We start from the raw sequence: 25,377 nt of genomic DNA on the forward strand, positions 1-25,377 counted from the left end.
GGGGTATTCCGGGATCGAGAACCCGCTCTTCTTCAAGGAGAATACCCGGATGTTCTACGGCGACGCCAAGAAGTCCCTGGATGCCCTGCTGCCCATGATCGAGTGACCTGTCGCCTCTATGAAAAGGCCGCCGTTTGGCGGCCTTTTCGATTCCGGGAGCGGCGGAACGGGTCAAGTGGTCCGTGAGGGCATCGTCGCCAGCAACCAAAGGAGTGTGCGGTGATGCAGGGACCGTTGGGCCGGGCCGTGGCGATGACTGTGGTGCTGCTGCTGGCCCCCGCCCGTGCTGGCAAAGGGCGAGCGGGTGGACACGGTCGAGGACCGGATCGACCTGGCGGAAAGCCGGATCGATCAGAAGGTCGACCGGGGCCGCTGGGACGTGGCCGAGGACAAGGTGGACACGCGGGAAGACCGGGCCGACGCTGCAGGCTACGAGGTCATCGAGCGCATTGGCCGGCATGATCGCCGGACCTGGTGGCGGATCTTGCGCGATGACTGAACCGTAGGGTGGGCGGTATCGCCCACCCTACTTGTCGCGGGGTGTCCACGGTGGACAAACTCTGGATGCATTGCATTTTCAATGGCTTGCTCGCGGGCGTTAGGACTTTCTTAACTCATGTCCGGGCGCTTGCGATCTTTCGGTTCTGCACGGCATTGCAGCGGTGCGTCGCCGTGAAGATCGGCCTTTGGGCAACACCTGTGCGGCATACCCTTGGATTCCGGCATTTCTCTGGAACCCGCCTGGGTGTCGCCCTACCTCTCGGGCTGTAACGCCGAGGACAAAGATGCCGATCCCTGACCATCCGCTTCGCTATGCCACCGTGAACGAGCTGCATGCGCGTCCCTTCCCGTCGCTGGAAGTGCCGTCGACCGCCGTATACGTGGCAATCAAGGAACCGGTCCAGGCGCAGAACCGGGATCGCGGCAGGGACCTTGCACATCTTCTGGCGCTTTTGGACCGGCACGCCTCGCCGCATCCGCAGCCAGGGGCGACGCATTTCCAGGGGCCGATCGGGCGGGCCGAGGTGAAGTGGGAAAGCCACACCGAGTTCGTCACCTATACCGCCTTCACCAAGGGCCTTTCCGCGCGACCCTTCGATCCGGCCGAGGCGGAGGTGCTGCCGGAAGACTGGATGGCGGAGGCTCCGGGCAAGCGGCTGACCTCGGTCCTGATCCGCATCGAGCCGATGCCGGCCTCGGAGGATGCGCTGTTGCGGCGGGTGGATGAATGGTTCGTGCCGGAGAGCCTTGCGGTATCGCGCGTCGTGGATGGCGCGGCGGTCGTGGCGGGCGATTTTCGCATCGACCCGGCGGGGCATATGCGCTTTGCGGTCTTCGTGGCGCCGGGGACAGGGCCGCGCCGGGTGGGGCGGATCGTGCAGCGGCTGTGCGAGATCGAGACCTACCGGGCGATGTCGATGCTTGGGCTGATGCGGTCGCGGGATCTGAGCGCGCGACTGAACGCGCTGGACCCGAAGCTGTCGGCGCTGGTCTCGGGGCTGGACAACGCCGAACCAGCGCCGGAAGTGGCGCTGCACAACCTGCTGACGATCTCGGCGGAGCTGGAGAGCCTGGCGGTGCAGTTCTCGTTCCGTTTCGGGGCGACGGCGGCCTATGAGGCGATTGTCAGCCAGCGCATCGAGGTGCTGCGCGAACAGCGCATCGAGGGGCGACAGACCTTCGGCGAGTTCATGATGCGCCGCTATGATCCGGCGATGCGGACGGTGAAATCTTCGGAAAGCCGGTTGGCCGCGATGGCGGAGCGGGCGGAGCGGGCGGCGGAGTTGCTGCGGACCCGGGTGGACGTGGAGCGGTCGGCGCAGAACCAGAAGCTTCTGGAGAGCATGGACCAGCGCGCGGATTTGCAACTGCGGTTGCAGCGCACGGTCGAAGGGCTGTCGACGGTGGCGATCAGCTACTACGCGGTGAACCTGGCGGCCTACCTTCTGGAGCCTGCCGCCCATGCACTGCACATCAGCCACGGGGTGCTGCTGGCGGGACTGGTGCCGGCGGTGGTGCTGGCGGTGTGGCTGATGGTCCGCCGCATCCGCAAGACGTTGCATTAGCAAGAGCCTCCTCGTGCGCCTTCGGCTTCTCGTCGGGGGCGCCAGCGAGGAGCAACGAAGTTGACGACGAGCGCTACCGGCCGCGGATGCGGGGGTCGAGCGCGTCTCGGAGACCGTCGCCGATGTAGTTCACCGACAGAACGGTCAGCGAAATGGCAAGGCCGGGCCAGACCACGCGCTCGGGGTAGACCTGCATGTATTGCAGACCGTCGAACAGGAGCCGCCCCCAGGTCGGGAAGTCGGGCGGGAAGCCGAGCCCGAGGAAGGACAGCACGGATTCGGTGATGATCGCCTCGGCCACGCCCAGAGTGGCGGCGACCATGACCGGAGAGACGACGTTCGGCAGGATGTGGCGGCGGATGATCCGGTTCGGCCGCGCACCGATGGAGCGGGCGGCCAGCACGTATTCGCGTTCCTTCAGTGTCAGGACCTCGCCCCGGACGATACGGGCGGTGGCCATCCAGGAGGTGATCCCGATGGCGAAGACGATCAGGGTGAAGGCGCCAAGCTCGGGTCCGATAAGGCCGGCGATGCGGTCGCGGAAGAGCATGACCATGACCAGCAGAAGCGGGATCAGCGGCAGGGCCAGGAACATGTCGGTCAGCCGCATGAGCGGGCTGTCGAGCCGGCGGAAGTAGCCGGCCAGGATGCCGATGAAGGTTCCGAAGACGATGGCAATCAGCATCGCGACCAGGCCCACGGCCAGCGACACGCGACCGGCCAGCAGCATCCGGGACAGCATGTCTCGGCCCAGCTGATCCGTGCCAAGGGGGAAGCGCAGGGACGGGCCCTGGTTCTTCAGTTTGATCGCCTCGGCCACGGTCAGTTTCTCGGGGACCCAGAGATAGGGACCGATCAGCACTGCGACGATCAGGAACCCCAGGACGATCAGTCCGAACAGGGCCCCCTTGTGGGTGCGGAACTGCTGCCAGATCTCGCGCGCCTGGCTGGCGGGCTTGGGGGGCGTCGTGCTCGCGTCAGTCATAGCGGATCCTGGGATCGAGGAAGCCGTAGAGGATATCGGCGATCAGGTTGAAAAGGACGATGAGCACGGCGAAGATGAAGGCGAGGGTCTGGACCATCGGCAGGTCGGAGGCATGGATCGCCCCGATCAGGGCCGCGCCGATGCCGTTTACGCCGAAAAGGTTCTCGGTGATGATCGCGCCGCCGAAGATCGAGGGGATGCCAAGCGCGATGACGGTGACCACGGGGATCAGCGAGTTGCGCAGGACATGCTTCAGGACCACTGTCCGCTCGGACATGCCCTTGGCGCGGGCGGTGCGGACATAGTCCATCGTCATGTTGTCCAGCATCGAGGACCGCATATACCGGCTGATCGCGGCGGCGTTGGCAAGGCCCAGGGTCATCACGGGCAGGGCCATCTGCTTTATCTGTTTCACGAAGCTGTCCCAGTCCGTCACATTGAGCTGCGTGTCGTACTTCGTGGGGAACCAGCCCAGCCAGACCGCGAAGATGATGATGAAAAGCGTGCCCGAGAAGAAGGTGGGGACGGAAAAGCCGATCATCGCAAACAGCGTCCCGCCCTGGTCGAAGAGCGAATACTGGCGGTAGGCCGAATAGATGCCGATGGGCAGCGCGATCAGGATGCCGACCAGGTAGGCGGTGCCGATCACCGTCAGGGTCTGGGGCAGGCGCTGGCCGATGATGGTGAAGACCGGGCTGCGCGACTGCCAGGACAGGATGCGCTGCTCGCCCTCGGCCAGGGTGGTGCCGAACCAGCTGTCGAAAAGGTAGGCGGGTTCGACCCAGAAGAATTGCCGCAGCCAGAGGACATAGCGCACGAAGACCGGCTGATCGGCGCCAAGCGCCTCGATCATCCGTTGCCGGACGTCGGGGGGCACGGTCAGCGGAATTTCTGACATCGGCGAGCCGGGGGCCAGATCAACAAGCAGGAAGATCACCAGGCTGATGACCAGCAGGGTGGGAATGGCCAGCAGAAGCCTGCGTAGCGTGAAGGTCAGCATGCGGCTCTCGCCTTGGGGAACGGGGGTCGAAGGAAGCTGCGGGGCCGGATCGCGCCGGCCCCGCAAGGATCAGGTCACTTCACGCGGAACCAGTCCGCGACGTTCCAGGTCTCCATGTCCCAGGCGTTGATCTGCACGCCGCCCAGGCTGTTGGAATGTGCCGAAAGCGTGCCGCGGTGGACCAGCGGAATGACGGTCATGGAGTCCTTCGTCACCATGTCGTTCAGCTTCTTGGCAATCTCCTGACGCTTGGCGATGTCGGTGGTCTGGGTCAGTTCGGCATGCAGCGCGTCATAGGCCGGATCGCAGAAGCGGTTGATGTTCTCGCCCTGCCACTGGGTTTCCGGTGAGGGCGCGTTCTTGCACTGGTATTGGCCCAGATAGGTTTCCGGGTCGGGGTTGTCCGAGTTGTTGGCGTACATCTCGACGTCGGCGTAGAACTTCTGGAAGGTGTCGGGCGAGCCCGGGTCACCGCCGAAGAAGACGCCAGGATCGATGGCCTTGAGCTCGACCTCGACGCCCAGCTCGGTCCACCAGTCCTTGATCAGCGCCTGGAAGTCCTGGCGGATCGGGTTGACGGTCGTTTGATAGAGAAGCGACAGTTTCTTGCCGTCCTTGTCGCGGATGCCGTCGCCGTCGCTGTCGGTCCAGCCCGCTTCATCGAGCAGAGCCATTGCGCCCGGCATGTCCTGTGCGATGCAGCCTTCGTTGTCCGAGGCCCAGGCTTCCGGTCCGGGGATCACGTTGCAGGTCGGCCTGCCGCCGGCGCCGTAGCCGACTTCGACCAGGATGGTGCGGTCAATGGCCTTGGACAGCGCGGTCCGCACCTTGATGTCCGACAGGATCGGGTGCGGGTGCTTGGCGGTGGCACGCTCGCCCTCGGGCAGGGCCGGCGACGGGTCGGTCGTGTTCATCTCGATCCGCTCGACCAGAGTGCCGAAGGCGACGACGAACTGGCCCTTGCCGGCAGCGGCCATTGCCGCCTGGCTGTCCGGCGGGATCTGGGTGTTCCAGGCGTAGTCAAACTCGCCCGTCTCCATCACCGCGCGGGCCGAGCCTTCGGCATCGCCGCCGCCCTTGATCACCGCGGTCGCGAAGGCAGGCTTGGCCGGATCACGGTAGTTCGGGTTTGCGGTCATCGACACGGTGTCGTTGACGGTGAAGCCGGTGACCATGAAGGGGCCGGTTCCGATCGGCATGTTGTTCGCATCGGTGCAGGTCGGAGCAGCGGCGCCGAGGCAGGCTTCGAACTGCGCCTTCTGCAGAAGCGGCGACAGGCCACTGACGAAGGCGGTGTAGGGGTTCGGCTTCGGTGCGGCGAAGGTCACCTTGATGGTCGAGGCATCGACCGCCTCGACCGAGGCGACGCCTTCGTACTTGGTCGCCTGGCTGCAACCACCTTCGGGATGGGTGCAATACTGCCAGGTGAAAACCGCGTCATCGGCGGTGACCGGGGTGCCGTCGGACCACAGAAGGCCCGGCTGCAGTTTCCAGGTGATCGAGGTCATGTCTTCCGAAATACCGCCGTTTTCCATCGTCGGGATTTCGACGGCCAGACGCGGGACCAGCACGCCATCGGGGTCGACCACCGCCAGCGGTTCCAGCACCATCGCGGCGGCCAGGATGTCCTTGGTCCCGCCCGACAGGTAGGGGTTCACGATCGACACGGCCTGCGGGAAAGTGAGCTTCACTTCACCATCGGCTCCGCGTTCGGCGAAGGCGGCGGGGGCAAACCCCAGCACGGCCACTGCGCCCAGAAGGGCGGCTCTCAGTTTCATCGGGTCTCTCCTTGTTGGTTACGCTCGTTAGCCTCGGATGCGCCGGTTGATCCGGCGGCGGTATAGAGATGGCAGGCGACCAGGCGGCCGGGTTCGACCTCCAGTAGGTCGGGCTTCACGGTCCGGCAGATGTCCATCACCCTGGGGCAGCGGGTGCAGAAGTTGCAGCCCTTCGGCGGATTTGCCGGGGACGGCACGTCGCCCTTGAGGATGATGCGGTTGCGGCGCGCGGCAAGCTCGGGGTCGGGCTCGTTCACGGCAGAAAGAAGCGCCTCTGCATAGGGGTGCAGCGGGCGGGCGTAGAGGTCCTTCGACGGCGAGAGCTCGGCGATGCGGCCAAGATACATCACGGCCACCCGCTGCGCGAGATGGCGGACCATCGACAGGTCATGGCTGATGAAAAGGTAGGTCAGGCCCAGCTTTTCCTGCAGGTCCTCCAGAAGGTTGACGACCTGCGCCTGGATCGAGACGTCGAGGGCGGCGATGGGTTCGTCGCAGACGATGAAGCGAGGCTTCAGGGCAAGTGCGCGGGCGATCCCGATGCGCTGGCGCTGGCCACCCGAGAATTCATGCGGGAAGCGGTTCACGAAGCGCCGGTTGAGGCCGACCTGGTCCATAAGTTCGTAGACGCGTTCCAGCTTTTGATCGCGAGTCCAGTTGGTATGTTCTTCCAGGGGTTCGCTGACGATCTCGGCCAAAGTCATGCGGGGGTTGAGGCTGGCCTGCGGGTCCTGGAAGACCATCTGCATCGTCGGGCGCTTCTTGCGCAAAGCCTCGGGCGAAAGGGTGGCCACGTCGTCGCCGTCGATCACCACGCGACCGGCGGTGGGTTCGTAAAGCCGCAGCATGGCGCGGCCGACGGTGGACTTGCCGCAGCCGGATTCGCCGACAAGACCCAGGGTCTGCCCGGCCAGGATGTCGAAGGACACGCCGTCCACCGCCTTGACGTCGCCCGTATGCCTGCGGAAGAGTCCGGAGTAGATCGGGAAGTGCATTTTCAGGTCCTGGACCTGGACCAGCGGCGTGGCTGGGGCGTCAAGCATGGGCCGCCTCCTGCCTTGCAGGGGCAACCCAGTGGCAGGCGACATCGTGGCCCAGGCCGATCGGTGCGCCGTCGATGGCGCGGCGGGGCGGGTTCACGGCGTCGCAGGTGTCGAAGCGGTGCTCGCAGCGGGCGCGGAAGGGGCAGGCGGTGAGGGGGCCGGTCAGGATTGGTGGCTGGCCCTCGATTACCTTCAGCCGCGTGGTGCGCGGGCCGGTGATGCGCGGGATCGTCTGCAACAGCGCCCGGGTATAGGGGTGCTGCGGATTGGCGAAAAGCTCGCGCACCGGGGCGTGTTCGACGACCTGGCCACCATACATCACCATCACCCGGTCGGCGATGCCTGCGATGACGCCAAGGTCATGCGTGATCCAGATGATCGCCATGCCAAGCTTGCGGCGCAGCTCTTTCACCAGCTCAAGGATCTGGGCCTGGATGGTGACGTCAAGCGCCGTGGTCGGCTCGTCCGCAATCAGGACGTCAGGGTCGCAGGCCAAGGCGATGGCAATCATCACCCGCTGGCGCATGCCCCCGGAAAACTGGTGCGGATACTGGTGCAGCCGCTGCGCCGCACCGGGGATGCCGACAAGTTCCAGAAGCTCGATGGCACGGGCCTGGGCCTGGGACCTCGACAACCGCATGTGCTTGATCAGCGGCTCCATGATCTGATCGCCCAGCGTGAAGACCGGATTCAGGCTGGTCATCGGGTCCTGGAAGACGAAGCCGACCTTCGCGCCGCGGACCGAGCGAAGCTCGTCATCCGACATGGCAAGCAGGTCGCGACCGTCGAGCAGCACCTTGCCGCCCCGGATATCGGCGGGGGGAGAGGGCAGAAGCCGCAGCAGCGACATCATGGTGACAGACTTGCCCGAGCCGCTTTCGCCCACGACGCCCAGCAATTCACCACGTTTCAGGTGGAAGCTGACATCGTTGACCGCGTGGACTTCGCCTCCGCGGGTGCGGAACACGGTCTTGAGGTCCCTGACATCAAGGACAGTCGCGGCCGGTTCGGCCATTCAATTCTCCCCGCGACGTTTTTGTTCTTGTTTTTATTGGCTGATTTTCCAGCCCGACAACCCTTGGTTGGGTCTTGCGCCCAACTCTTTACGATTCTCTTCCTTCTATCAATCCCGATTTGAGGCGCGATTCCACCCTGTTCCATCGTCAGAATGACCAATGGACACATCATTCTGCCAGATATTGACTTGACCAACCCCGAACGACAGGCTGGCTACCAGATGTAGGTGGCGGAAGGAAAATCGTGATGACCATGTTGACGCCGCGTCAGATCCTGGACCGGCTGGTCGCCTTTCCAACCGTCAGCCGCGAGTCGAACCTGGACCTGATCGACTGGCTGGAGACCTATCTGAACGAGCAGGGGGTGAAGTGCTTCCGGCACTGGAACGAGGACCGGCAGAAAGCCGCGCTGATCGCCCATGCCGGGCCCTGGGTCGAAGGCGCGGTGGTCCTGTCGGGACATTCCGACGTGGTGCCGGTGGAGGGACAGGTCTGGACCTCGGACCCGTGGACGGTGGTCGAACGGGACGGTCGGCTTTTCGGGCGCGGGACCTGTGACATGAAGGGCTTCGTGGCGCTGGCGGTCTGGGCGGTGGTCAAGGCGCAAGGGCGCGGGGTGGCGCGGCCGTTGCAACTGGCGCTGTCTTATGACGAGGAGATCGGCTGCACGGGCGCTCCGCCGATGATCCGCACCATGCAGGATGTGGTGCCGAAAGGGGACATCGCCCTGATCGGTGAGCCGTCGCGGATGAAGGTGATCACCGGGCACAAGGGCGGAACGGGCTATGCGGTGCATGTGAAGGGGTACGAGGTCCATTCCTCGCTGCTTCCCGAGGGGGTTTCGGCGGTGATGGAGGCGGCGCGGCTGATCAGTTGGGTCAACGACCACAACGACGAGATTCAGGCACGGCCGCGCGGGGTGGTGGGTGGCCGGTTTCACCCGCCCTTCACGACGCTGCATGTCGGCCGCATCCAGGGCGGAACGGCGGACAACATCACGGCAGGGGACTGCCGGTTTGCGGTCGAGATGCGTTGTGTGCCGGATGACGACCCCGAGGCGCATGCCGGGGCGTTCCGCGCCGAGGCGCAAAAGCTTGACGCCGCTTTGAAGGCCAGGCGGCCCGAGGCGGGGGTGCATCTGGAGAAGTTCTTCGACGTCTCGCCGTTGCGGCCCGAGGTCGAGGGTCCGGCGGAAGCCCTGGCGCGGGCCTTGACCGGAGACAATGCGACGGGGGTGGTTTCTTATGGCACCGAAGCCGGGCAGTTCCAGGACGCAGGTTATTCGGCGGTCGTGATCGGGCCGGGCGATATCGCCCAGGCGCATCAGGCCGATGAATACCTGGAGGTCAGCGAGTTTCAGGCCGGGCAGCGGTTCATGGAGCGGCTTCTGGAGCGTCTGGGATGAGCTTTCCGATTTCGGAAGCGTCCCCTGTTCGCTTTGCGGCGACATTGCCGCGTCGGGCCGATGTTGTCGTGATCGGCGGCGGCATCATCGGGGTGATGACGGCCTGGTTCCTGCGCGAACGGGGCCTGTCCGTGGTGGTTTGCGAAAAGGGCCGGATCGCGGGCGAACAGTCTGGACGGAACTGGGGCTGGGTGCGCCAGCAGGGCCGTGATCCGGCAGAACTGCCGATCATGGTGGAAAGCCTGTCGATCTGGAAGCAGCTGGCCTTGCAGATGGGCGAGGGGCTGGGGTTCAGGCAGACCGGCGTCCTGTATCTGGCCAAGACGGAACGCGAGATCGAGGGGTTCGAGGCCTGGACCGAACATTCCCGCGCGCATCAGCTGGACACGCGGCTTCTTACCGCCCGTGAGACGATGGCGATGCTTAAAGGCGCGGTCGCACCTTGGAAGGGCGGGCTTTTCACGCCGTCCGATGCAAGGGCCGAGCCTTGGGTCGCGGTCCCGGCGCTGGCGGCAGCGGCCGAGGAGAAGGGTGTGGTGATCCGCGAATCCTGTGCCGTCCGGGGGATTGACCTGGCGGCGGGCAAGGTTGCCGGGGTCGTGACCGAGGCCGGGCGGATTGCCTGTGATCAGGTCGTGGTCGCCGCGGGGGCGTGGTCGCGGCTGTTCCTGGGCCACCTTGGCATCCAGATTCCGCAGTTGTCGGTGCTGGCCTCGGTCGCAGCGACGGAACCGATGCCGGAGATATTTCCCGGAAATGCAGCGGATGATGACTTCGCCTTCCGACGTCGCGCCGATGGCGGATACTCCATCGCCCCGGGCGCCCGGCATGACTTCTTCATCGGGAGGGATGCGTTTGCCAGCCTCGGGGTCTATCTGCCTGTGCTGAAAAAGGATTTCCGGTCCACCAACTTTCGTCCCGCAGCGCCGAAGGGCTTTCCAGACGCCTGGGGCACGCCGCGCCGCTGGTCACTTGACCGGACAAGCCCCTTCGAGCGTCAGCGCATCCTGAACCCCGCGCCGAACCGGGCCACTTTGGCCGAAGTGCAGGACAGCTTTGCCAAGGCCTTCCCCGTGCTGGGACGCCCGAAGCTGAAGGCAGCCTGGGCGGGGATGATCGACAGCCTCCCCGACGTGGTGCCGATCGTCGATCACGCGCCGATCCCTGGCCTGACCATTGCCACGGGGATGAGCGGACACGGCTTCGGCATCGGGCCGGGGATGGGGCGGGTCGTGGCTGATCTGGTCATGGGGCGGCCGACCGGGCACGACCTGAGCCGGTTCCGCCTGTCGCGGTTCGGCGATGGAAGTCCGATCCAGCCGGGGCCAAGCCTTTAGGCGACGGTGGCGGGATAGCCCGCCTGATCCAGCGCCTTGATCAGCTCGGCGACGGGGGCAGGGCCGGTAACCTCGACCTGGCGGGTGGTAAGGTCGACCTTCACCGTGCCGCTTTCGGGGACAGAGCCAAGGGCGGTTTCAACCGTTGCCTTGCAGTGGTTGCAGGACATGTCGGGAACAGAAAGTGTGGTCATGGAGTATCCTCTTCGGCTGCGATTGGTCCAGAGCTTGCCAACGGCGTCAAGGGGTTGCAGTTGCATTGGGGCATCCGTGCCGATGTGCCGCAAAAATCGTCGAATCACGTTTCCAAAACGCTTTAAATCACTTAGACAGACTTAATGTTTGCGGTAACAGGAGCGATCCGACTCGCCGTGCCCGAAAGCCCGCTTGACCGCCGCCCCAAGGCGCTTAGGCTTTCCCAGGAGTAGACCTTGCTGGACAAACCCGTGACCGACCTGAGTGTGACCCCGAATATCCTGCAGGCAAGCATCCTGCGCCACCTGACCTTTACCGTGGGCAAGGATGCGCCCCACGCCAGCGCGCACGACTGGCGCATGGCGCTGAGCCACGCGATCCGCGACCAGATCGTCGAGCCCTGGTTCGCCTCGACCCGGCGGACCTGGGCCGAAGACCGCAAGCGCGTCTACTACCTGTCGATGGAGTTCCTGATCGGACGTATCCTGGAAGATGCGATGATCAACCTTGGGCTCTACGAGATGGCCACCGATGCGATGGCGCATTTCGGCCAGGACATCCGGGTGGTGATCGACGACGAGCCGGACGCGGCGCTGGGGAACGGGGGCCTGGGGCGGCTTGCGGCCTGTTTCATGGAATCGATGGCGACGCTGGGCTGCCCGGCCTATGGCTATGGCATCCGCTATGAGCATGGTCTTTTCCGCCAGCACTTCGACCACGGCCGCCAGGTCGAGACGCCAGAGAACTGGCTGGCGCAGGCGCATCCGTGGGAATTCGCCCGGCCCGAAAGCCGCTATACCATCGGGTTCAAGGGCCATGTCGAAAGCCGGGACGGTCGCGACACCTGGTATCCGCAGGAAACCGTGACAGCAGAGGCGTTCGACACTCCGGTCGTGGGCTGGCAGGGGAAGTGGGCGAACACGCTGCGGCTTTGGGGCGCAAAGGGGACGACGAACTTTGACCTCGAACGCTTCAACCGGGGGGACTACACGGCGGCGGCGGAACCCGAGACGCTGGCGCGGACGTTGTCCCGGGTGCTTTATCCCGACGACACGACCTATCAGGGCAAGGAGTTGCGGCTGAAACAGGAGTTCTTCCTGACCTCGGCAGCGCTGCAGGACATCCTGCGGCGGTTCCTGTCCAGCCACTCTGACCTGCGGGCACTGCCGCGGCACGTGGCGATCCAGATGAACGACACGCATCCAGCCATCGCGGGACCCGAGCTGATCCGGCTTCTGTCGGACGAGCATGGGCTGCCTTTCGACGAGGCGCTGACCGTCGCTCGGGCTTGCCTGGGGTATACCAACCACACGTTGTTGCCGGAAGCACTTGAGAAGTGGGCGACATTCACTTTCGGCAACGTGCTGCCGCGCCACATGCAGATTGTCGAGAAGATTGACAGCTGGCACCGCCGCGCCTATCCGAACCGGCCGCATTATGTGGGCATCGTCAAGCACCAGGAGGTGCGGATGGGCGAACTCGCGTTCATCATGAGCCACAAGGTAAACGGCGTCTCGGCGCTTCATTCGGAGCTGGTGAAGAAGAACCTGTTTCCTGAATTGAACGGGTTGCATCCGGGGCGGATCATCAACCAGACCAATGGTGTCACACCTCGGCGCTGGCTGCGGATGGCGAACCGGCCCCTTTCGACGCTGATCACACACAGCATCGGTCCGGGCTGGGAAGCCGACCTTGACCGTCTGCGCGCGTTGGAGCCTTTGGCAGAGGACGCCGGGTTCCGGGCGGACTTTGCTGCGGCCAAGCGTGAAAACAAGGTGCGTCTGTCGCAGTGGATCGGGCGCGAGATGGGAGTTCAGGTCTCGCCCGATGCGATGTTCGACGTCCAGATCAAGCGGATCCATGAATACAAGCGACAGCTTCTGAACATCCTGGAGACGATTGCGCATTGGCACCGGGTTCGGTCGAACCCGAAGGCCGGCTGGGTGCCGCGGGTGAAGATCTTTGGCGGCAAGGCGGCGCCGGGCTATGCGGTCGCAAAGGAAATCATACGTCTTATCAATGATGTGGCAGAGGTTGTGAACAACGACCCAGCGACGGGTGATCTGTTGAAGATCATCTACCCGCCCAACTATAACGTCACGATGGCCGAGCGGGTGATCCCGGCCTCTGACCTGTCCGAACAGATTTCGACGGCGGGCAAGGAAGCATCGGGCACCGGCAACATGAAGTTCATGATGAACGGTTCGCTGACCATTGGCACGCTGGACGGGGCCAACGTGGAAATCCTGCAGGAGGTGGGGCCGGAGAACTTCTTCCTCTTTGGTCTGACCGCCGAGGAAGTCGCCAAGCGCCGTGAGGACCCGGACCACTCCAAAAAGGCGATCGAGGCAAGCCAGCCCTTGATGGACGTGCTGCAACTGATCGCCGAGGGGCGCTTCTCGCCCGAAGAGCCGGACCGGTATCACGGGTTGGTGCACCGGGTCTGGCACCATGATTACTTCCTGGTGGCGGCGGATTTTGCCGCCTACCACGCGGCGCAAGGTGAGGTCGACAAGGCCTATCTTGACCGGGACCGCTGGTGGCGCATGGCGGTGATGAACACGGCGCGGAGCGGGTTCTTCTCGTCCGACCGCACGATCCGCAGCTACATGGAAGAGATCTGGCAGGCGACGTCCGCGCTTTAAGGGCGCAGTCCGACAGGCTTTCGGGAGGGGAAGCATGGCTGAGACGACACTCGACAAAGGCGCGGCCGAGGCGATTGCCGGGGGCTGGCACGGCGATCCGTTCTCGGTCCTTGGGGCGCACAAGCGGGCCAAGGGCTGGGAGATCACGGCCTTCGTGCCTGGGGCAGAGCGGCTTTGGGTCCTGAGCGGCAAGTCCGAAGCAGAGGCGGTGCCCTATCCGGGTGTGCCGGGTCTTTTCACGCATCAGATTGCCCGCAAGGCGAACTACAGCTTCCGCGCGCAAGGTTTTGGAACGACGTGGGAATTCGAGGACCCATACCGCTTCGGACCAGTGCTGGGCGAGATGGATGAGTATCTACTGGGCGAGGGGACTCACCGCCGCTTGTGGCAGGCCCTTGGCGCGCATGTGTTGACGCATGAGGGCGTGGACGGCGTGCATTTCGCCGTCTGGGCGCCCAACGCCGAACGGGTCAGCGTCGTCGGCGACTTCAACGTCTGGGACGGACGGCGCAACCCGATGCGCCGCAGGGGTGCGACAGGCGTTTGGGAGATCTTCATACCCGGCCTGGGCGAGGGCGCGACCTACAAGTACGAGATCAAGGGTCCGGGTGGCGAGGTGCTGCCGCTGAAGGCCGATCCGGTCGGGTTCGGCTCTGAACATCCGCCTGCAAACGCCTCTGTTGTCAGGACAATTCGCGGGGACTGGCTGGACGGGGCCTGGATGGCGAGCCGGGCGGCAGCGCATGCCATCGACGCGGCGATTTCGGTCTACGAAGTGCATCTGGGGTCCTGGCGACGCGCCCCCGGCGACCGGATGCTGAGCTACCTGGAGCTGGCTGAGCAACTGGTCGACTATGCCGCCGACATGGGCTTCACCCATATCGAGTGCCTGCCGGTCAGCGAGTTTCCTTTCGATGGATCATGGGGTTACCAGCCCGTCGGTATGTTCGCCCCCACGATCCGCCACGGCACACCCGAGGAGTTCCGCGCTTTCGTCGATGCGGCGCACAGGAAGGGTCTGGGCGTCATCCTGGACTGGGTGCCGGGGCATTTTCCGACGGATGCGCATGGGCTGGGCCGCTTTGACGGCACCGCGCTTTACGAACATGCCGACCCGCGCGAGGGGTTCCATCAGGACTGGAACACGCTGATCTACAACTACGGTCGGGTCGAGGTGAAGAACTACCTCGTCTCCAACGCGCTGTATTGGCTGGAGGAATACCACATCGACGGCCTTCGGGTCGATGCGGTGGCTTCGATGCTGTATCGCGACTATTCCCGCAAGCATGGGGAATGGGTGCCGAACAAGGACGGCGGGCGTGAGAACTATGAAGCGATCGACGTCCTGCGGACCACGAACATCACGGCCTATGGTGAAGTGCCGGGGATCATGACCATTGCCGAGGAATCGACCGCTTTTCCGGGCGTCAGCCGTCCGGCGAACTGGGGAGGACTGGGCTTCGGGTTCAAGTGGAACATGGGGTGGATGAACGACACCCTGTCCTACATTCAGAAGGACCCGATCTACCGGAAGTACCACCACGGGCAGATGACCTTCGGCCTCGTCTACGCCTGGTCCGAGAATTACATCCTGCCGATCTCCCATGACGAGGTGGTGCATGGCAAGGGCAGCATGTTGTCGAAGATGCCGGGCAACGCGTGGGAAAAATTCGCCAATCTGCGGGCCTATTACGGGTTCATGTGGGCGCATCCGGGCAAGAAGCTCTTGTTCATGGGGCAGGAGTTCGCGCAGGGGGCCGAATGGAACCACAACCAGAGCCTCGACTGGCACCAGCTTGATATTGCGGAACATCGCGGCGTGCAGCGACTGGTGCGCGACCTGAACCGGGTCTACCGCGAGACGCCGGCCCTGCATGTGAACGATTGCCGACCCGAGGGATTTGACTGGATCGAAGCGCATGACGCCGAGGCCGGGGTCTTCTCCTGGGTCAGGAAGGGCAATCAGGGCGACAAGCCAGTGGTGGCGGTGGTGAACATGACGCCGCTGGAGCGGACCTATCGTCTGGGCCTGCCGGCTGCGGGCAAATGGCATGAGATCCTGAATACCGACGCCGAAGTCTATGGCGGGGGCAACCGTGGAAACCTGGGAGGAGTGACCACGGAAAAGACGCCCTGGCACGGCCAGACGCAATCGGCGCTTGTCACGCTGGCGCCGCTGTCGGCAGTGTATCTTCAACAGGACTGAATTTCGGCGGATAAAACCGCCTTGGGGGAGGAAAAAGTGATGAAGGCAAGACCGAACCAGCGCCTGTCGAGCCAGGCCATGGCGTTCGTCCTGGCAGGAGGGCGCGGTAGCCGGCTGAAAGAGCTGACCGACCGGCGCGCAAAACCGGCGGTCTACTTCGGCGGCAAGACCCGGATCATCGACTTTGCGCTATCCAATGCGCTGAACTCGGGCATCCGCAAGATGGCGATTGCGACACAGTACAAGGCGCACAGCCTGATCCGCCACGTCCAGCGCGGCTGGGGCTTCTTCCGGGCCGAGCGGAACGAATACCTGGACATCCTGCCGGCGTCGCAGCGGATGGACGAGGTGAACTGGTATCGCGGCACCGTGGATGCCATCGCGCAGAACATCGATATCATCGACAGCTACGGCATCAAGTATGTGATCGTGCTGGCCGGCGACCACATCTACAAGATGGATTATGAGGTCATGCTGCGGCAGCATGTCGAGCAGGCGGCGGACGTGACCATCGGCTGCCTGACCGTGCCGCGGATGGAGGCCACGGCCTTCGGCGTGATGCATGTCGACGACACGATGCGGATCACCGATTTCCTGGAAAAGCCGAAGGACCCTCCGTCGATTCCGGGCGATCCCGATCATGCGCTGGCCTCGATGGGGATCTACGTCTTTGACTGGGCCTTCCTGCGCGACCTTCTGATCCGCGACATGCAGGACGACAATTCCACCCATGATTTCGGCTTCGACCTGATCCCGAACATCGTCAAGAACGGCAAGGCCGTCGCGCACAAGTTCTCGGACAGCTGCGTGATGAGCGGGCTGGAGACCGAACCCTACTGGCGCGACGTGGGGACTATCGACGCTTTCTGGCAGGCGAACGTCGATCTGACCGATTTCGTCCCCAAACTGGACCTTTACGACAGTGCGTGGCCGATCTGGACCTATGCCGAGATCGTGCCGCCAGCGAAGTTCATCCATGACGAGGACGGGCGGCGGGGCTCGGCGGTGTCGTCGCTGGTCAGCGGGGACTGCATCGTGTCGGGCTCGTCGGTGTCGAACAGCCTCTTGTTCACCGGATGCCGGACGCACAGCTATTCCAGTCTGGAATATGTGGTGGCGCTGCCGCAGGTGACGGTGAACCGCAAGGCCCAGCTGAAGAACTGCGTGATCGACCGGGGCGTCATCATCCCGGAAGGCCTGGTGATCGGCGAGGATGCCGAGGAAGACGCCAAGTGGTTCCGTCGGTCGGAAGGCGGGATCGTGCTGATCACCCAGGACATGCTGGACGCACGGGCCAAGGCGCTTGGCTGAACGGCTGGACCTTGCCCGGAGCGTGGTTTAACTCCGGGCGGGAAGTTACGGAAAGGCAAGGCGAATGGGCGGTCGGGTTCTGTCGGTGGCCTCGGAGTGTGTCCCGCTGGTGAAGACCGGGGGTCTGGCAGACGTTGTGGGCGCGTTGCCAAGGGCGCTGGCGGGGACGGGCTGGGACATGCGGGTGCTGCTGCCGGCCTATCGCGCCTTGCGGGCGCGGGCGCAGGACTGGCCGGTCGTCTGGGAGGAGCCGGATCTTTGGGGCGGCACCGGCCGGGTGCTGGCGGGCGAGGAAGCGGGCGTGCCGCTTCTGCTGCTGGACGCGCCGCATCTGTATGACCGGGAGGGCGGTCCCTACTCCGGCCCGACGGGGGAGCACCCGGACAATGCGATCCGCTTCGCGGCGCTGTCCTGGGTCGCGGCGCGGATCGCGCGGGAGGGGTTGGAGGGGTGGAAGCCCGATGTCCTGCACGCGCATGACTGGCAGGCGGGGCTGGCTCCGGCCTATCTGGCCTATCACGGCAATGGCGGGTGCAGGTCGGTCATCACCATCCACAACATCGCCTTCCAGGGCTGGGCGCCCGGTCACATGCTGGGCATCCTGCGCCTGCCGGGTCATGCCTTTCACGCCGACGCGCTGGAGTATTATGGCGGCATCTCGACCCTGAAGGCCGGGCTGGTCACGGCAGACTGGATCACCACTGTATCTCCGTCCTATGCCGCCGAGATCATGCGGGAAGAGTTCGGGATGGGCCTGCAGGGCGTGATCGCAAACCGGGCGGATGTGGTGTCGGGAATCCTGAACGGGGTCGATACCGAAAGCTGGTCGCCGATGGCCGAGGACCCACCGTTCGGGCCAAAGGCGCTTGCAGGCAAGGGAGCCTGCCGCGCCAAGCTGTGCGAGGAGTTCGGGCTGGAGGTGCCGGGGCCGCTGGCCATCGTGGTCAGCCGCCTGACCGACCAGAAGGGGATCGACCTTCTGCCGCAGGTGATCCCGGATTTCGTCGTGGGTGGGGGCGGCCTGATCGTGCTTGGTTCGGGCGATCCGGGGATGGAAGGCGCGATGCGCGACCTGGCGGCGCGCTTCCCCGGGCGGGTCGCGGTGCAGATCGGCTATGACGAAAAGCTCAGCCACCGGCTGTTTGCCGGGGCGGACGCCGTGCTGGTGCCCAGCCGGTTCGAGCCGTGCGGACTGACGCAGATGTATGGCCTGCGCTATGGCACGCTGCCGGTTGTCAGTCTGGTGGGCGGGCTGGCGGATACGGTCATCGGGGCGAGCCCGGCGACGTTGGCCGCAGGGGCCGCGACCGGGGTGACCTTCCACCCCGTCGATGCTCTGGCCTTCGGTCGGGCGATGGCTCGGCTGCTTGAACTTTACCGCCAGCCGAAGCTTTGGGCCAAGCTGCGCGCCAACGCAATGGCGCATCCGGTCGGATGGGAAACCAGCGCCACAGCCTATGCTGGCCTTTACGAAAGGCTGACCGCGTGACACCGCAGGCCGTCTCGCTGCCCGCGCGGCTGCAGGGCCATGCGGTCAGCCCGGGCCGCCCCTGGCCGATGGGCGCAAGCCTGACCGGGGACGGGGTGAACTTTGCGGTTTTCTCGGCCCATGCCGAACGGATCGAGCTGTGCCTTTTCACCCCCGACGGCCGCAAAGAGCTGTGCCGGCTGCCGATCATCGAACGCGACGGCGATATCTGGCACATCCATGTCGGCGGGCTGACGGTGGGCACCGTCTACGGTTTCCGCGCGCATGGGCCTTACGCGCCCGAGCAGGGGCATCGGTTCAATCCGAACAAGCTGCTCCTTGACCCCTATGCCCGCGCGCTGGAGGGGCGGCTGAAATGGTCGGACGCGCTGATGGGCTACAAGATCGGCTCGCCGCGCGGCGACCTGAGTTTTGACACGCGGGACAGTGCCTTTGCCGTGCCGAAAGCTGTCGTCAACGACAGCTCGTTCACCTGGGGCAACGACCAGTCGCCGCGCACGCCACGCGCCGAGACGTTGATCTACGAAGCGCATGTGAAGTCGATGACGGAACTGCATCCCGGCGTCGAGAAGGGGCTGCGGGGAACATACCTGGGGCTTTCATCTGACCCGGTGATCGACCATCTGCTGAAACTGGGCGTCACCGCGATCGAGCTTTTGCCGGTCCAGACCTATATCGATGACCGCTTCCTGGTCTCGAAGGGTCTGCGCAACCATTGGGGCTACAACACTCTGGCCTTCTTCACCCCCGAGCCACGCTACATGAGCCAGGGCGCGTTGTGGGAATTTCAGACGATGGTCCGCCGCTTCCATACCGCCGGGATCGAGGTGATCCTGGACGTGGTTTACAACCACACGGCCGAGGGCGATGAATGGGGGCCGACCTTGTCGTTCCGCGGCCTGGACAACGCCAGCTACTACCGGCTGAGCGGCGGCGGGCGGACCTATGCCAACGACGCAGGCACGGGGAACACGCTGAATCTGACACATCCGATGGTCTTGCGGATGATGATGGACTCACTTCGCTATTGGGTCGAGATGACCCATGTCGACGGCTTTCGCTTCGATCTGGCGACGGTCCTGGGGCGCGAGATGCACGGGTTCGACCCCAATGGCGGGTTCTTCGACGCGATCCGGCAGGACCCGGTCCTGTCTCGCGTCAAGCTGATCGCCGAGCCCTGGGACATTGGCCCTGGTGGCTATCAGCTGGGGGCCTATCCGCACCCGTTCCTGGAATGGAACGACAAGTTCCGCGATGGGGTGCGGCGGTTCTGGAAGGGTGATGCGGGGATGACCCGCGACCTTGCGGCCCGGCTTCTGGGTAGTGCCGAACGCTTCGACCATTCGGGTCGCGCGGCGACCTCGTCGGTGAACTTCATCACCAGTCACGACGGGTTCACGCTGGAGGACTTGGTCAGCTACACGATCAAGCGCAACTTCGCCAACGGCGAGGATAACCGCGACGGCCACCACGAAAACCACAGCGACAACATGGGGGTGGAGGGACCGACGAAGGACGCCAAGGTCCTGGCGGCACGGGCCTTGCGCAAGCGGAACCTCCTGGCGACGCTGATGCTTGCCCAGGGCGTGCCGATGCTGCTGGCGGGCGACGAGATCGGCCACAGCCAGGGCGGCAACAACAACGCCTATGCCCAGGACAACGAGACGTCCTGGATCGACTGGACCAAGACCGACCCGGTGATGCTGCGGTTCGTCGAACGGCTTGCGGGTCTGCGCCGGTCATTGCCGGTGCTGCGCCAGCGCCGGTTCCTGCACGCACGTGCCCGGCCCGCGGACGATATCCCCGACGTGATCTGGCGGCGGGCCAACGGGACGGTGCCACAGCACGAGGAATGGCACGATCCGGCCTTCCGCTGCCTCTGCGTCGAGCTGCGGATGGCTGCCGAGGGGGGCGATCCCAGTCCAGAGGCCGTCTTCGCGGTCTTCAACACCGGCCCCGCCACTTCGCTGCACCTGCCGGACACCGCGCCGGGCTGGGAGCTTCTGCTGGATACCACGAAGCCCGAGTTGCAGCCCTCGGGCGCGGCCTCGGACCTGACCCAGGCACCTGCGCAATCGGTTCTGCTATTCCGGTCGCTGACCGGCAAGGGAGGAAGACCATGACCCATATCACCACGGTTTCGACCGCGCCGATTGCCGGGCAGAAGCCCGGGACCAGCGGATTGCGCAAGAAGACTCCGGTCTTCATGGGGCGACACTATCTGGAGAATTTCGTACAGGCGATCTTCGATGTGGTGGGGGCGCGAAATGAAGATGGGGGGGGGAAGACCTTCGTGCTGGGCGGCGATGGCCGCTACTTCAACGACCGCGCCGCGCAGGTGATCCTGCGGATGGCGGCGGCCAATGGTGCGGCGCGGGTGATCGTGGGGCAGGGGGCGATCCTGTCGACGCCGGCCGCGTCACATCTGATCCGGTTGAACCAGACCGACGGCGGGATCATCATGTCGGCCAGCCACAACCCCGGCGGACCGAACGAGGATTTCGGGGTCAAGTTCAACATGCCCAATGGTGGCCCGGCCCCGGAAGGCGTGACCGAGGCGATGTACCAGCGGACGACCGAGATCACCGAGTACAAGATGCTTGAGGCTCAGGATGTCGATCTGGGCCGCGTCGGGCGGCATCAATTGGGCGCGATGTCGGTGGACGTGGTCGATCCCGTCACCGACTACGCCGCATTGATGGAAAGCCTGTTCGACTTCCCCGCGATCCGGGCGATGTTCGCGGGTGGGTTCCGCATGCGGATGGATTCGATGTGCGCAGTGACCGGGCCATATGCGGTGGAGATCCTTGAGAACCGGCTGGGTGCGCCAAAGGGGACCTGTGTGAACGCGACCCCCTTGCCGGATTTCGGCGGGATGCACCCCGACCCGAACCCGACCTGGGCCAAGGCGCTGATGGACGAAATGTTCGGCTCTGACGCGCCGGACTTCGGCGCGGCGTCCGATGGGGACGGGGACCGGAACATGGTGGTTGGGCGGGGGATCTATGTCTCGCCTTCGGACAGCCTGGCGGTGCTGGCTGCCAATGCCCACCTCGCGCCGGGATACAGGGCGGGGCTGAAGGGGGTGGCGCGGTCGATGCCGACCAGTGCCGCGGCGGACCGGGTGGCCGACGCGCTTGGGATCGGCAAGTTCGAGACGCCGACCGGATGGAAATTCTTTGGAAATCTCCTGGACGCGGGCAAGGCCACGATCTGCGGCGAGGAGTCGTTCGGGACCGGATCGGACCATGTGCGGGAGAAGGACGGGCTTTGGGCGGTCCTTTTGTGGCTGAACATCCTGGCGGTCAGGAAGCAGTCGGTGGCGGAGATTCTGGCCGAGCATTGGGCGACCTACGGGCGCAACTACTATAGTCGCCACGACTTCGAGGCGATCGAGGTGGCAAAGGCAGATGCGATGATGGCGGCGCTGCGGGGGTCTCTGGCCGGGCTGCCGGGGCGGGGTATCGAGGGGATGACCATCAGCGCGGCGGACGACTTCGCCTATACCGATCCGGTGGACGGCTCGGTCAGTCTGAAGCAGGGGGTCCGCATCCTGTTCGAAGACGGCAGCCGGATCGTCTATCGCCTGTCGGGGACGGGAACCGAGGGCGCGACCTTGCGGGTCTATCTGGAACGCTATGCGGCGGGGCCGGAGGGGCTGGAGCTGGATGCGCAGGAGGCGCTGGCCCCAGTGATCCGGGCGGCGCATGCGCTGGCGGGGATCGCGGGTCACACCGGGCGAACTGCGCCGGACGTGGTGACCTGAGCCTAGACCGCGTCAGGCAACGCGCGCCAGCCGGTCGACGATTTCAGGAACCGGGCTTTGGCCGACTGGACAAAGCCCTCATCCTGACGCGCCAGCCAGGCGTGCTGAGTAACGGTGTCGGCCCCGATCTCGATCAGCGCGAAATCGTTGGTGTCGGTCTTCAGCCGGGTCGAGATCGCGGTGCCGACCTGCAGGAACAGGACCCCAGCGGCGGTTTCGGCGAAGCCCGCGTGCGGCATGTGGGTGTGGCCCGAAAGAACGATGTCGGTCCCGGCCAGCGCCAGGGCGCCCAGCACGGCGGCAGGGTCGGCCATGTCGGCGGGCGTGCCGTCGGCAGCCGGCACCGGGGCGTGGTGCAGCACCGCGATGCGCATCACGTCCGGCGGGGCGGCGGCAAAGGCGGTGGTCAAGCGTTTGGCCGAGGAGCGGCCAAGTTGACCAGACTTCCAGACGAATGGGTTGGCCGTGTTGACCCCCTGGATGATGGCGCCGGGTAGGGCCAGGGTCGGCTCAAGCTCGGGCCCGATCGCGCGACGGTAGCGGGCGAAAGGCGCAAGGAGCCGCAATCCCAGGTTCCAGAGCGGCATGTCATGGTTTCCCGGAACGCAGAGAACCGGGCCGGGCAGCAGGTCGACAAAGGCGCGGGCGGCCGCGAACTGTGCAGGCCGCGCGCGCTGGGTCAGGTCGCCGGAGATCACCGTCGCATCCGGCCGCAAGTCATGCGCCAGCGCGACGATGGGGCCGGGCAAACGGTCATTGACGGCTCCGAAATGCACGTCGGACAGATGCAGAAGCCGGATCATGCCGTCTTTCCGGTCGCCGGATGCGCCGGGGGCACGATCACCTGAAGCTGATGGTCGGCAATCCTGATCCGCAACGGCATTTCCATCTTCAGCTTCTCGCCATCCAGCGCGACCGAGATGCGTCGCCGCCCCCGGACCGAAACCGCAATCCGGCGCGGTGTCGAGACCAGGACATCGCGCCCATGATCAACCTTCCGGCGGACAAGTCTCCAGGCAAGCCTAAGGAAGCCAAGCCGCGTCTGCTGGTGCGCCAGGAACAGCACGAAGCGGTCGTCGGAGATCGCCTGAGCGCCTTCCAGACCGAATTGGTCCAGCTGATAGGCCGAACGGGCCACGAACAGCATCGGCGTGCGGATGCGGTGGCGGGTCGCGTCCTGAAGGATGTCCATCCGGTAGGGACGCTGAAAGCGCAGGATCGTGCGCAGCGACGCGATGTGGGCAAGGATGCGGTAGCGCCCGTAGCGGGCATAGGTCGCCTCGCGCTCTTCCAGGATCGCCGGGTAAAGGCCGATGGAGACGTTGTTCAGGAAAACCCGGCCGTTCAAGGTGCCGACCGCGATGTCATGCGCAGACCCATCCAGAATGGCCTTCGCGGCCGCCTCGGCATCTTCGGGTAGTCCAAGCCCCCGGGCGAAGTAGTTGAAGGTGCCCATCGGCAGAACGCCCAGGGCCGTGTCAGTTCCGGCCAGCGCATGCGCAACCCCGGCGACGGTTCCATCCCCGCCTGCGGCAACGATGATGCGGAAGCCATCCCGCAGTGCGCGCATCGCCTCGTCAGCCGGATCGCCGGAAAAGGCGCGCAATTCAGCCCTGGGTCCGAAGACCTGCATGGCCCGTTCGACCGCGCCGGGATTGCGCAGGGCCGTGCCTGAGCGCGGGTTCGAAAGCACACAGATATCGGGCCCTCGGACTGGCATTGTCACCTCATGATCACAAGGGATCTAGGCGCGCAGACCGGTCTCTTCCAGAAGGCCCCGCCGTTTCGCCTCATAGTAGTAGCCGCGGGCATACCACATCACGGCTTGATCCTCGGATCCGTCGGCGACGAGCCAGGCTCCCCGCAAATACCGTCCCGCATAGGTCAGGTTGGTTTCCACATCGAGCAGGCCCTCGGGCGGGCCCTGATATCCCATCGTCCGCGCCGTCTCGGGCAGGATCTGCATCAGGCCGTAGTAGGGACCATTGCGCGCACCCGGGTTATAGCCGCTTTCGCGCTGGATCACCCGATGCAGCAGGCTTTCGGGGATGTCGTGGATGTCTGCGTACCTTGCGACCAGAGCCATCATCTCGGGGCTCGCGCCAGGAGCCATCGGGCCGCGGGTTGCAGGCTGGGGCTTGCGGCCGCAGGCCGAGACGGCCGCTGCGGCGGCAAGAAGCACAAGGCTGCGACGGGAAAGGGTCATGAGGCAGGCTCCGGTTCTGGCAACCGACGGTTACCGGGGGCGGGCAAGGGATGCAACCCAGAGGCATAGGCCTGGGCGGCAAGTGGCGCGGGGACCGGGGATTGGTGGAACCGCCGATGTCATTGACGTGTTACCGAGCAGGTGCAGAAAACTGCAACAGCCCAGCATTGCAATCACGCGCTTGGGGGTTGTCATGGCCGGAACGCCAGATATAGTTCCTGTCGACGGGGCGGGACTCCCCGCCCTGCTGGCCTAGCGGCCGACGGGAGAAGTGCGGAGTCTTTGACGGAATGGACGGCGATTTCAGAACCCAGTTCGTGCGCGATCCCGCGGCACTCAAGCACTATCCCGCGTTGGTGCTGAACGCCGACTATCGCCCGCTTTCTTACTACCCGCTCAGCCTCTGGCCCTGGCAGGAGGCGATCAAGGCCGCCTTCCTGGACCGAGTGCAGATCGTGGCGGAATATGACCATGTCGTGCGAAGCCAGCGGCAAGAGTTCAGGATACCCTCGGTCGTTGTCCTGAAGGAATTCGTCAGACCCCAGAAGCGCGTGGCATTCACGCGCTTCAATCTTTTTCTGCGAGACGAATTCTGCTGTCAGTACTGCGGTGCGAAGGGCGATCTGACCTTCGACCATGTGATGCCGCGGTCCAAGGGCGGGATCACCAGCTGGGAGAACGTCGTGGCCGCCTGCAGCCCGTGCAACCTTCGCAAGGGCTCGCGCACCTTGAAGCAGGCCGGGATGTATCTGAACCGCCTGCCGCGCGCACCTTCGGCCGAAGAGATGCAGTCGCATGGCCGCCGGTTCCCGCCGAACCATCTGCACGAAAGCTGGATGGATTATCTCTATTGGGACGCCGAGTTGGACGCCTGATCGGCCCGGCGCTGTGCCCCAGGGAACAGCGCCCTTGTTCCGCCGAGGTTAGTC

21 protein-coding genes are annotated in these 25,377 nt (G+C 64.9%); 12 read left to right on the top strand and 9 right to left on the bottom strand.

From position 1 onward, the window contains the following. The 3 genes from Q8M85_RS10525 to Q8M85_RS10535 form a co-directional block, all read left to right on the top strand. Positions 1–106, top strand: a 106-nt coding sequence (locus Q8M85_RS10525; RefSeq protein WP_305544300.1) for an NAD(P)(+) transhydrogenase (Re/Si-specific) subunit beta, incomplete at its 5' end; no start/stop codon positions are given. Positions 107–304: 198 nt separating this feature from the next. Then, positions 305–499 (top strand): hypothetical protein, encoded by a 195-nt coding sequence (locus Q8M85_RS10530; RefSeq protein ID WP_305543985.1) that lies wholly within the window; start codon positions 305–307, stop codon positions 497–499. A gap of 286 nt (positions 500–785) precedes the next feature. Continuing rightward, complete coding sequence (locus Q8M85_RS10535) at positions 786–2,066, top strand: DUF3422 family protein (RefSeq protein WP_305543987.1); 1,281 nt, start codon at positions 786–788, stop codon at positions 2,064–2,066. A 73-nt stretch (positions 2,067–2,139) separates the two neighbouring features. Here Q8M85_RS10535 and Q8M85_RS10540 read toward each other — a convergent pair whose 3' ends face one another. The 5 genes from Q8M85_RS10540 to Q8M85_RS10560 form a co-directional block, all read right to left on the bottom strand. After that, complete coding sequence (locus tag Q8M85_RS10540) at positions 2,140–3,051, bottom strand: ABC transporter permease (protein WP_305543989.1); 912 nt, start codon at positions 3,049–3,051, stop codon at positions 2,140–2,142. After that, positions 3,044–4,051: an ABC transporter permease gene (locus tag Q8M85_RS10545; protein ID WP_305543990.1), complete on the bottom strand. Its 1,008-nt coding sequence runs from the start codon at positions 4,049–4,051 to the stop codon at positions 3,044–3,046. Before Q8M85_RS10545 ends, Q8M85_RS10540 begins: the two co-directional genes overlap by 8 nt. Before the next feature lie 74 nt (positions 4,052–4,125). Further along, positions 4,126–5,829 carry a peptide ABC transporter substrate-binding protein gene (locus Q8M85_RS10550; RefSeq protein ID WP_305543992.1) on the bottom strand — a complete coding sequence of 568 codons (1,704 nt, stop codon included), beginning with the start codon at positions 5,827–5,829 and terminating at the stop codon, positions 4,126–4,128. Then, entirely contained in the window at positions 5,826–6,872 is a 1,047-nt protein-coding gene (locus Q8M85_RS10555) for an ABC transporter ATP-binding protein (RefSeq protein WP_305543995.1), read from the bottom strand. Before Q8M85_RS10555 ends, Q8M85_RS10550 begins: the two co-directional genes overlap by 4 nt. Next, positions 6,865–7,887, bottom strand: coding sequence for an ABC transporter ATP-binding protein (locus tag Q8M85_RS10560; RefSeq protein ID WP_305543997.1), 1,023 nt, complete (start codon positions 7,885–7,887; stop codon positions 6,865–6,867). The genes Q8M85_RS10555 and Q8M85_RS10560 overlap by 8 nt, the downstream gene beginning before the upstream one ends. Before the next feature lie 245 nt (positions 7,888–8,132). Here Q8M85_RS10560 and argE point away from each other — a divergent pair, with 245 nt between their 5' ends. Both argE and Q8M85_RS10570 read left to right on the top strand, forming a co-directional pair. Next, positions 8,133–9,293, top strand: coding sequence for an acetylornithine deacetylase (gene argE, locus Q8M85_RS10565; RefSeq protein ID WP_305544000.1), 1,161 nt, complete (start codon positions 8,133–8,135; stop codon positions 9,291–9,293). Continuing rightward, complete coding sequence (locus tag Q8M85_RS10570) at positions 9,290–10,630, top strand: FAD-binding oxidoreductase (RefSeq protein ID WP_305544003.1); 1,341 nt, start codon at positions 9,290–9,292, stop codon at positions 10,628–10,630. Before argE ends, Q8M85_RS10570 begins: the two co-directional genes overlap by 4 nt. Here Q8M85_RS10570 and Q8M85_RS10575 read toward each other — a convergent pair. Beyond that, positions 10,627–10,824 carry a heavy-metal-associated domain-containing protein gene (locus Q8M85_RS10575; protein ID WP_305544006.1) on the bottom strand — a complete coding sequence of 66 codons (198 nt, stop codon included), beginning with the start codon at positions 10,822–10,824 and terminating at the stop codon, positions 10,627–10,629. The genes Q8M85_RS10570 and Q8M85_RS10575 overlap by 4 nt on opposite strands. A 237-nt stretch (positions 10,825–11,061) precedes the next feature. Between Q8M85_RS10575 and Q8M85_RS10580 the strand changes: the two genes are divergently transcribed. From Q8M85_RS10580 to Q8M85_RS10605, 6 genes are all read left to right on the top strand, one after another. Continuing rightward, entirely contained in the window at positions 11,062–13,470 is a 2,409-nt protein-coding gene (locus tag Q8M85_RS10580) for a glycogen/starch/alpha-glucan phosphorylase (protein ID WP_305544009.1), read from the top strand. 34 nt (positions 13,471–13,504) lie between these two features. Continuing rightward, positions 13,505–15,676 carry a 1,4-alpha-glucan branching protein GlgB gene (gene glgB / locus Q8M85_RS10585; RefSeq protein WP_305544012.1) on the top strand — a complete coding sequence of 724 codons (2,172 nt, stop codon included), beginning with the start codon at positions 13,505–13,507 and terminating at the stop codon, positions 15,674–15,676. A 39-nt stretch (positions 15,677–15,715) separates the two neighbouring features. After that, complete coding sequence (glgC, locus tag Q8M85_RS10590) at positions 15,716–16,987, top strand: glucose-1-phosphate adenylyltransferase (RefSeq protein WP_305544015.1); 1,272 nt, start codon at positions 15,716–15,718, stop codon at positions 16,985–16,987. 64 nt (positions 16,988–17,051) lie between these two features. Then, a complete protein-coding gene (gene glgA / locus Q8M85_RS10595) occupies positions 17,052–18,476 on the top strand; it encodes a glycogen synthase GlgA (protein ID WP_305544018.1) in 1,425 nt (474 codons plus the stop codon). Further along, entirely contained in the window at positions 18,473–20,599 is a 2,127-nt protein-coding gene (gene glgX, locus Q8M85_RS10600; RefSeq protein WP_305544021.1) for a glycogen debranching protein GlgX, read from the top strand. Before glgA ends, glgX begins: the two co-directional genes overlap by 4 nt. Further along, positions 20,596–22,242 carry an alpha-D-glucose phosphate-specific phosphoglucomutase gene (locus tag Q8M85_RS10605; protein WP_305544024.1) on the top strand — a complete coding sequence of 549 codons (1,647 nt, stop codon included), beginning with the start codon at positions 20,596–20,598 and terminating at the stop codon, positions 22,240–22,242. The genes glgX and Q8M85_RS10605 overlap by 4 nt, the downstream gene beginning before the upstream one ends. Positions 22,243–22,244: 2 nt before the next feature. Here the strand turns inward: Q8M85_RS10605 and Q8M85_RS10610 are convergent, their stop codons facing one another. From Q8M85_RS10610 to Q8M85_RS10620, 3 genes are read right to left on the bottom strand one after another with little or no spacing between them, the layout of a single operon-like run. Beyond that, positions 22,245–23,045, bottom strand: coding sequence for a metallophosphoesterase (locus Q8M85_RS10610; protein WP_305544027.1), 801 nt, complete (start codon positions 23,043–23,045; stop codon positions 22,245–22,247). Beyond that, positions 23,042–23,962, bottom strand: a complete 921-nt coding sequence (locus Q8M85_RS10615; protein ID WP_305544031.1) for a diacylglycerol kinase family protein — start codon at positions 23,960–23,962, stop codon at positions 23,042–23,044. Before Q8M85_RS10615 ends, Q8M85_RS10610 begins: the two co-directional genes overlap by 4 nt. Before the next feature lie 24 nt (positions 23,963–23,986). Continuing rightward, complete coding sequence (locus Q8M85_RS10620) at positions 23,987–24,448, bottom strand: lytic transglycosylase domain-containing protein (protein ID WP_305544033.1); 462 nt, start codon at positions 24,446–24,448, stop codon at positions 23,987–23,989. A 290-nt stretch (positions 24,449–24,738) separates the two neighbouring features. Between Q8M85_RS10620 and Q8M85_RS10625 the strand changes: the two genes are divergently transcribed. After that, the gene (locus Q8M85_RS10625) at positions 24,739–25,323 is read left to right on the top strand and encodes an HNH endonuclease (protein WP_305544036.1); all 585 of its coding nucleotides are present in this window, start codon (positions 24,739–24,741) and stop codon (positions 25,321–25,323) included. Positions 25,324–25,377 lie beyond the last annotated feature (54 nt).

The organism is Tabrizicola sp. (assembly GCF_030694085.1).
Lineage (GTDB): Bacteria > Pseudomonadota > Alphaproteobacteria > Rhodobacterales > Rhodobacteraceae > Tabrizicola.

Coding starts and splice junctions, on each gene's coding strand:
- Q8M85_RS10560 (WP_305543997.1), bottom strand. CDS start 7,887: ATGGCCGAACCGGCCGCGACTGTCCTTGATGTCAGGGACCTCAAGACC.
- Q8M85_RS10625 (WP_305544036.1), top strand. CDS start 24,739: ATGGACGGCGATTTCAGAACCCAGTTCGTGCGCGATCCCGCGGCACTC.
- Q8M85_RS10545 (WP_305543990.1), bottom strand. CDS start 4,051: ATGCTGACCTTCACGCTACGCAGGCTTCTGCTGGCCATTCCCACCCTG.
- Q8M85_RS10615 (WP_305544031.1), bottom strand. CDS start 23,962: ATGCCAGTCCGAGGGCCCGATATCTGTGTGCTTTCGAACCCGCGCTCA.
- Q8M85_RS10605 (WP_305544024.1), top strand. CDS start 20,596: ATGACCCATATCACCACGGTTTCGACCGCGCCGATTGCCGGGCAGAAG.
- Q8M85_RS10535 (WP_305543987.1), top strand. CDS start 786: ATGCCGATCCCTGACCATCCGCTTCGCTATGCCACCGTGAACGAGCTG.
- glgB (WP_305544012.1), top strand. CDS start 13,505: ATGGCTGAGACGACACTCGACAAAGGCGCGGCCGAGGCGATTGCCGGG.
- Q8M85_RS10575 (WP_305544006.1), bottom strand. CDS start 10,824: ATGACCACACTTTCTGTTCCCGACATGTCCTGCAACCACTGCAAGGCA.
- glgC (WP_305544015.1), top strand. CDS start 15,716: ATGAAGGCAAGACCGAACCAGCGCCTGTCGAGCCAGGCCATGGCGTTC.
- Q8M85_RS10570 (WP_305544003.1), top strand. CDS start 9,290: ATGAGCTTTCCGATTTCGGAAGCGTCCCCTGTTCGCTTTGCGGCGACA.
- Q8M85_RS10610 (WP_305544027.1), bottom strand. CDS start 23,045: ATGATCCGGCTTCTGCATCTGTCCGACGTGCATTTCGGAGCCGTCAAT.
- Q8M85_RS10540 (WP_305543989.1), bottom strand. CDS start 3,051: ATGACTGACGCGAGCACGACGCCCCCCAAGCCCGCCAGCCAGGCGCGC.
- glgA (WP_305544018.1), top strand. CDS start 17,052: ATGGGCGGTCGGGTTCTGTCGGTGGCCTCGGAGTGTGTCCCGCTGGTG.
- Q8M85_RS10620 (WP_305544033.1), bottom strand. CDS start 24,448: ATGACCCTTTCCCGTCGCAGCCTTGTGCTTCTTGCCGCCGCAGCGGCC.
- Q8M85_RS10555 (WP_305543995.1), bottom strand. CDS start 6,872: ATGCTTGACGCCCCAGCCACGCCGCTGGTCCAGGTCCAGGACCTGAAA.
- Q8M85_RS10550 (WP_305543992.1), bottom strand. CDS start 5,829: ATGAAACTGAGAGCCGCCCTTCTGGGCGCAGTGGCCGTGCTGGGGTTT.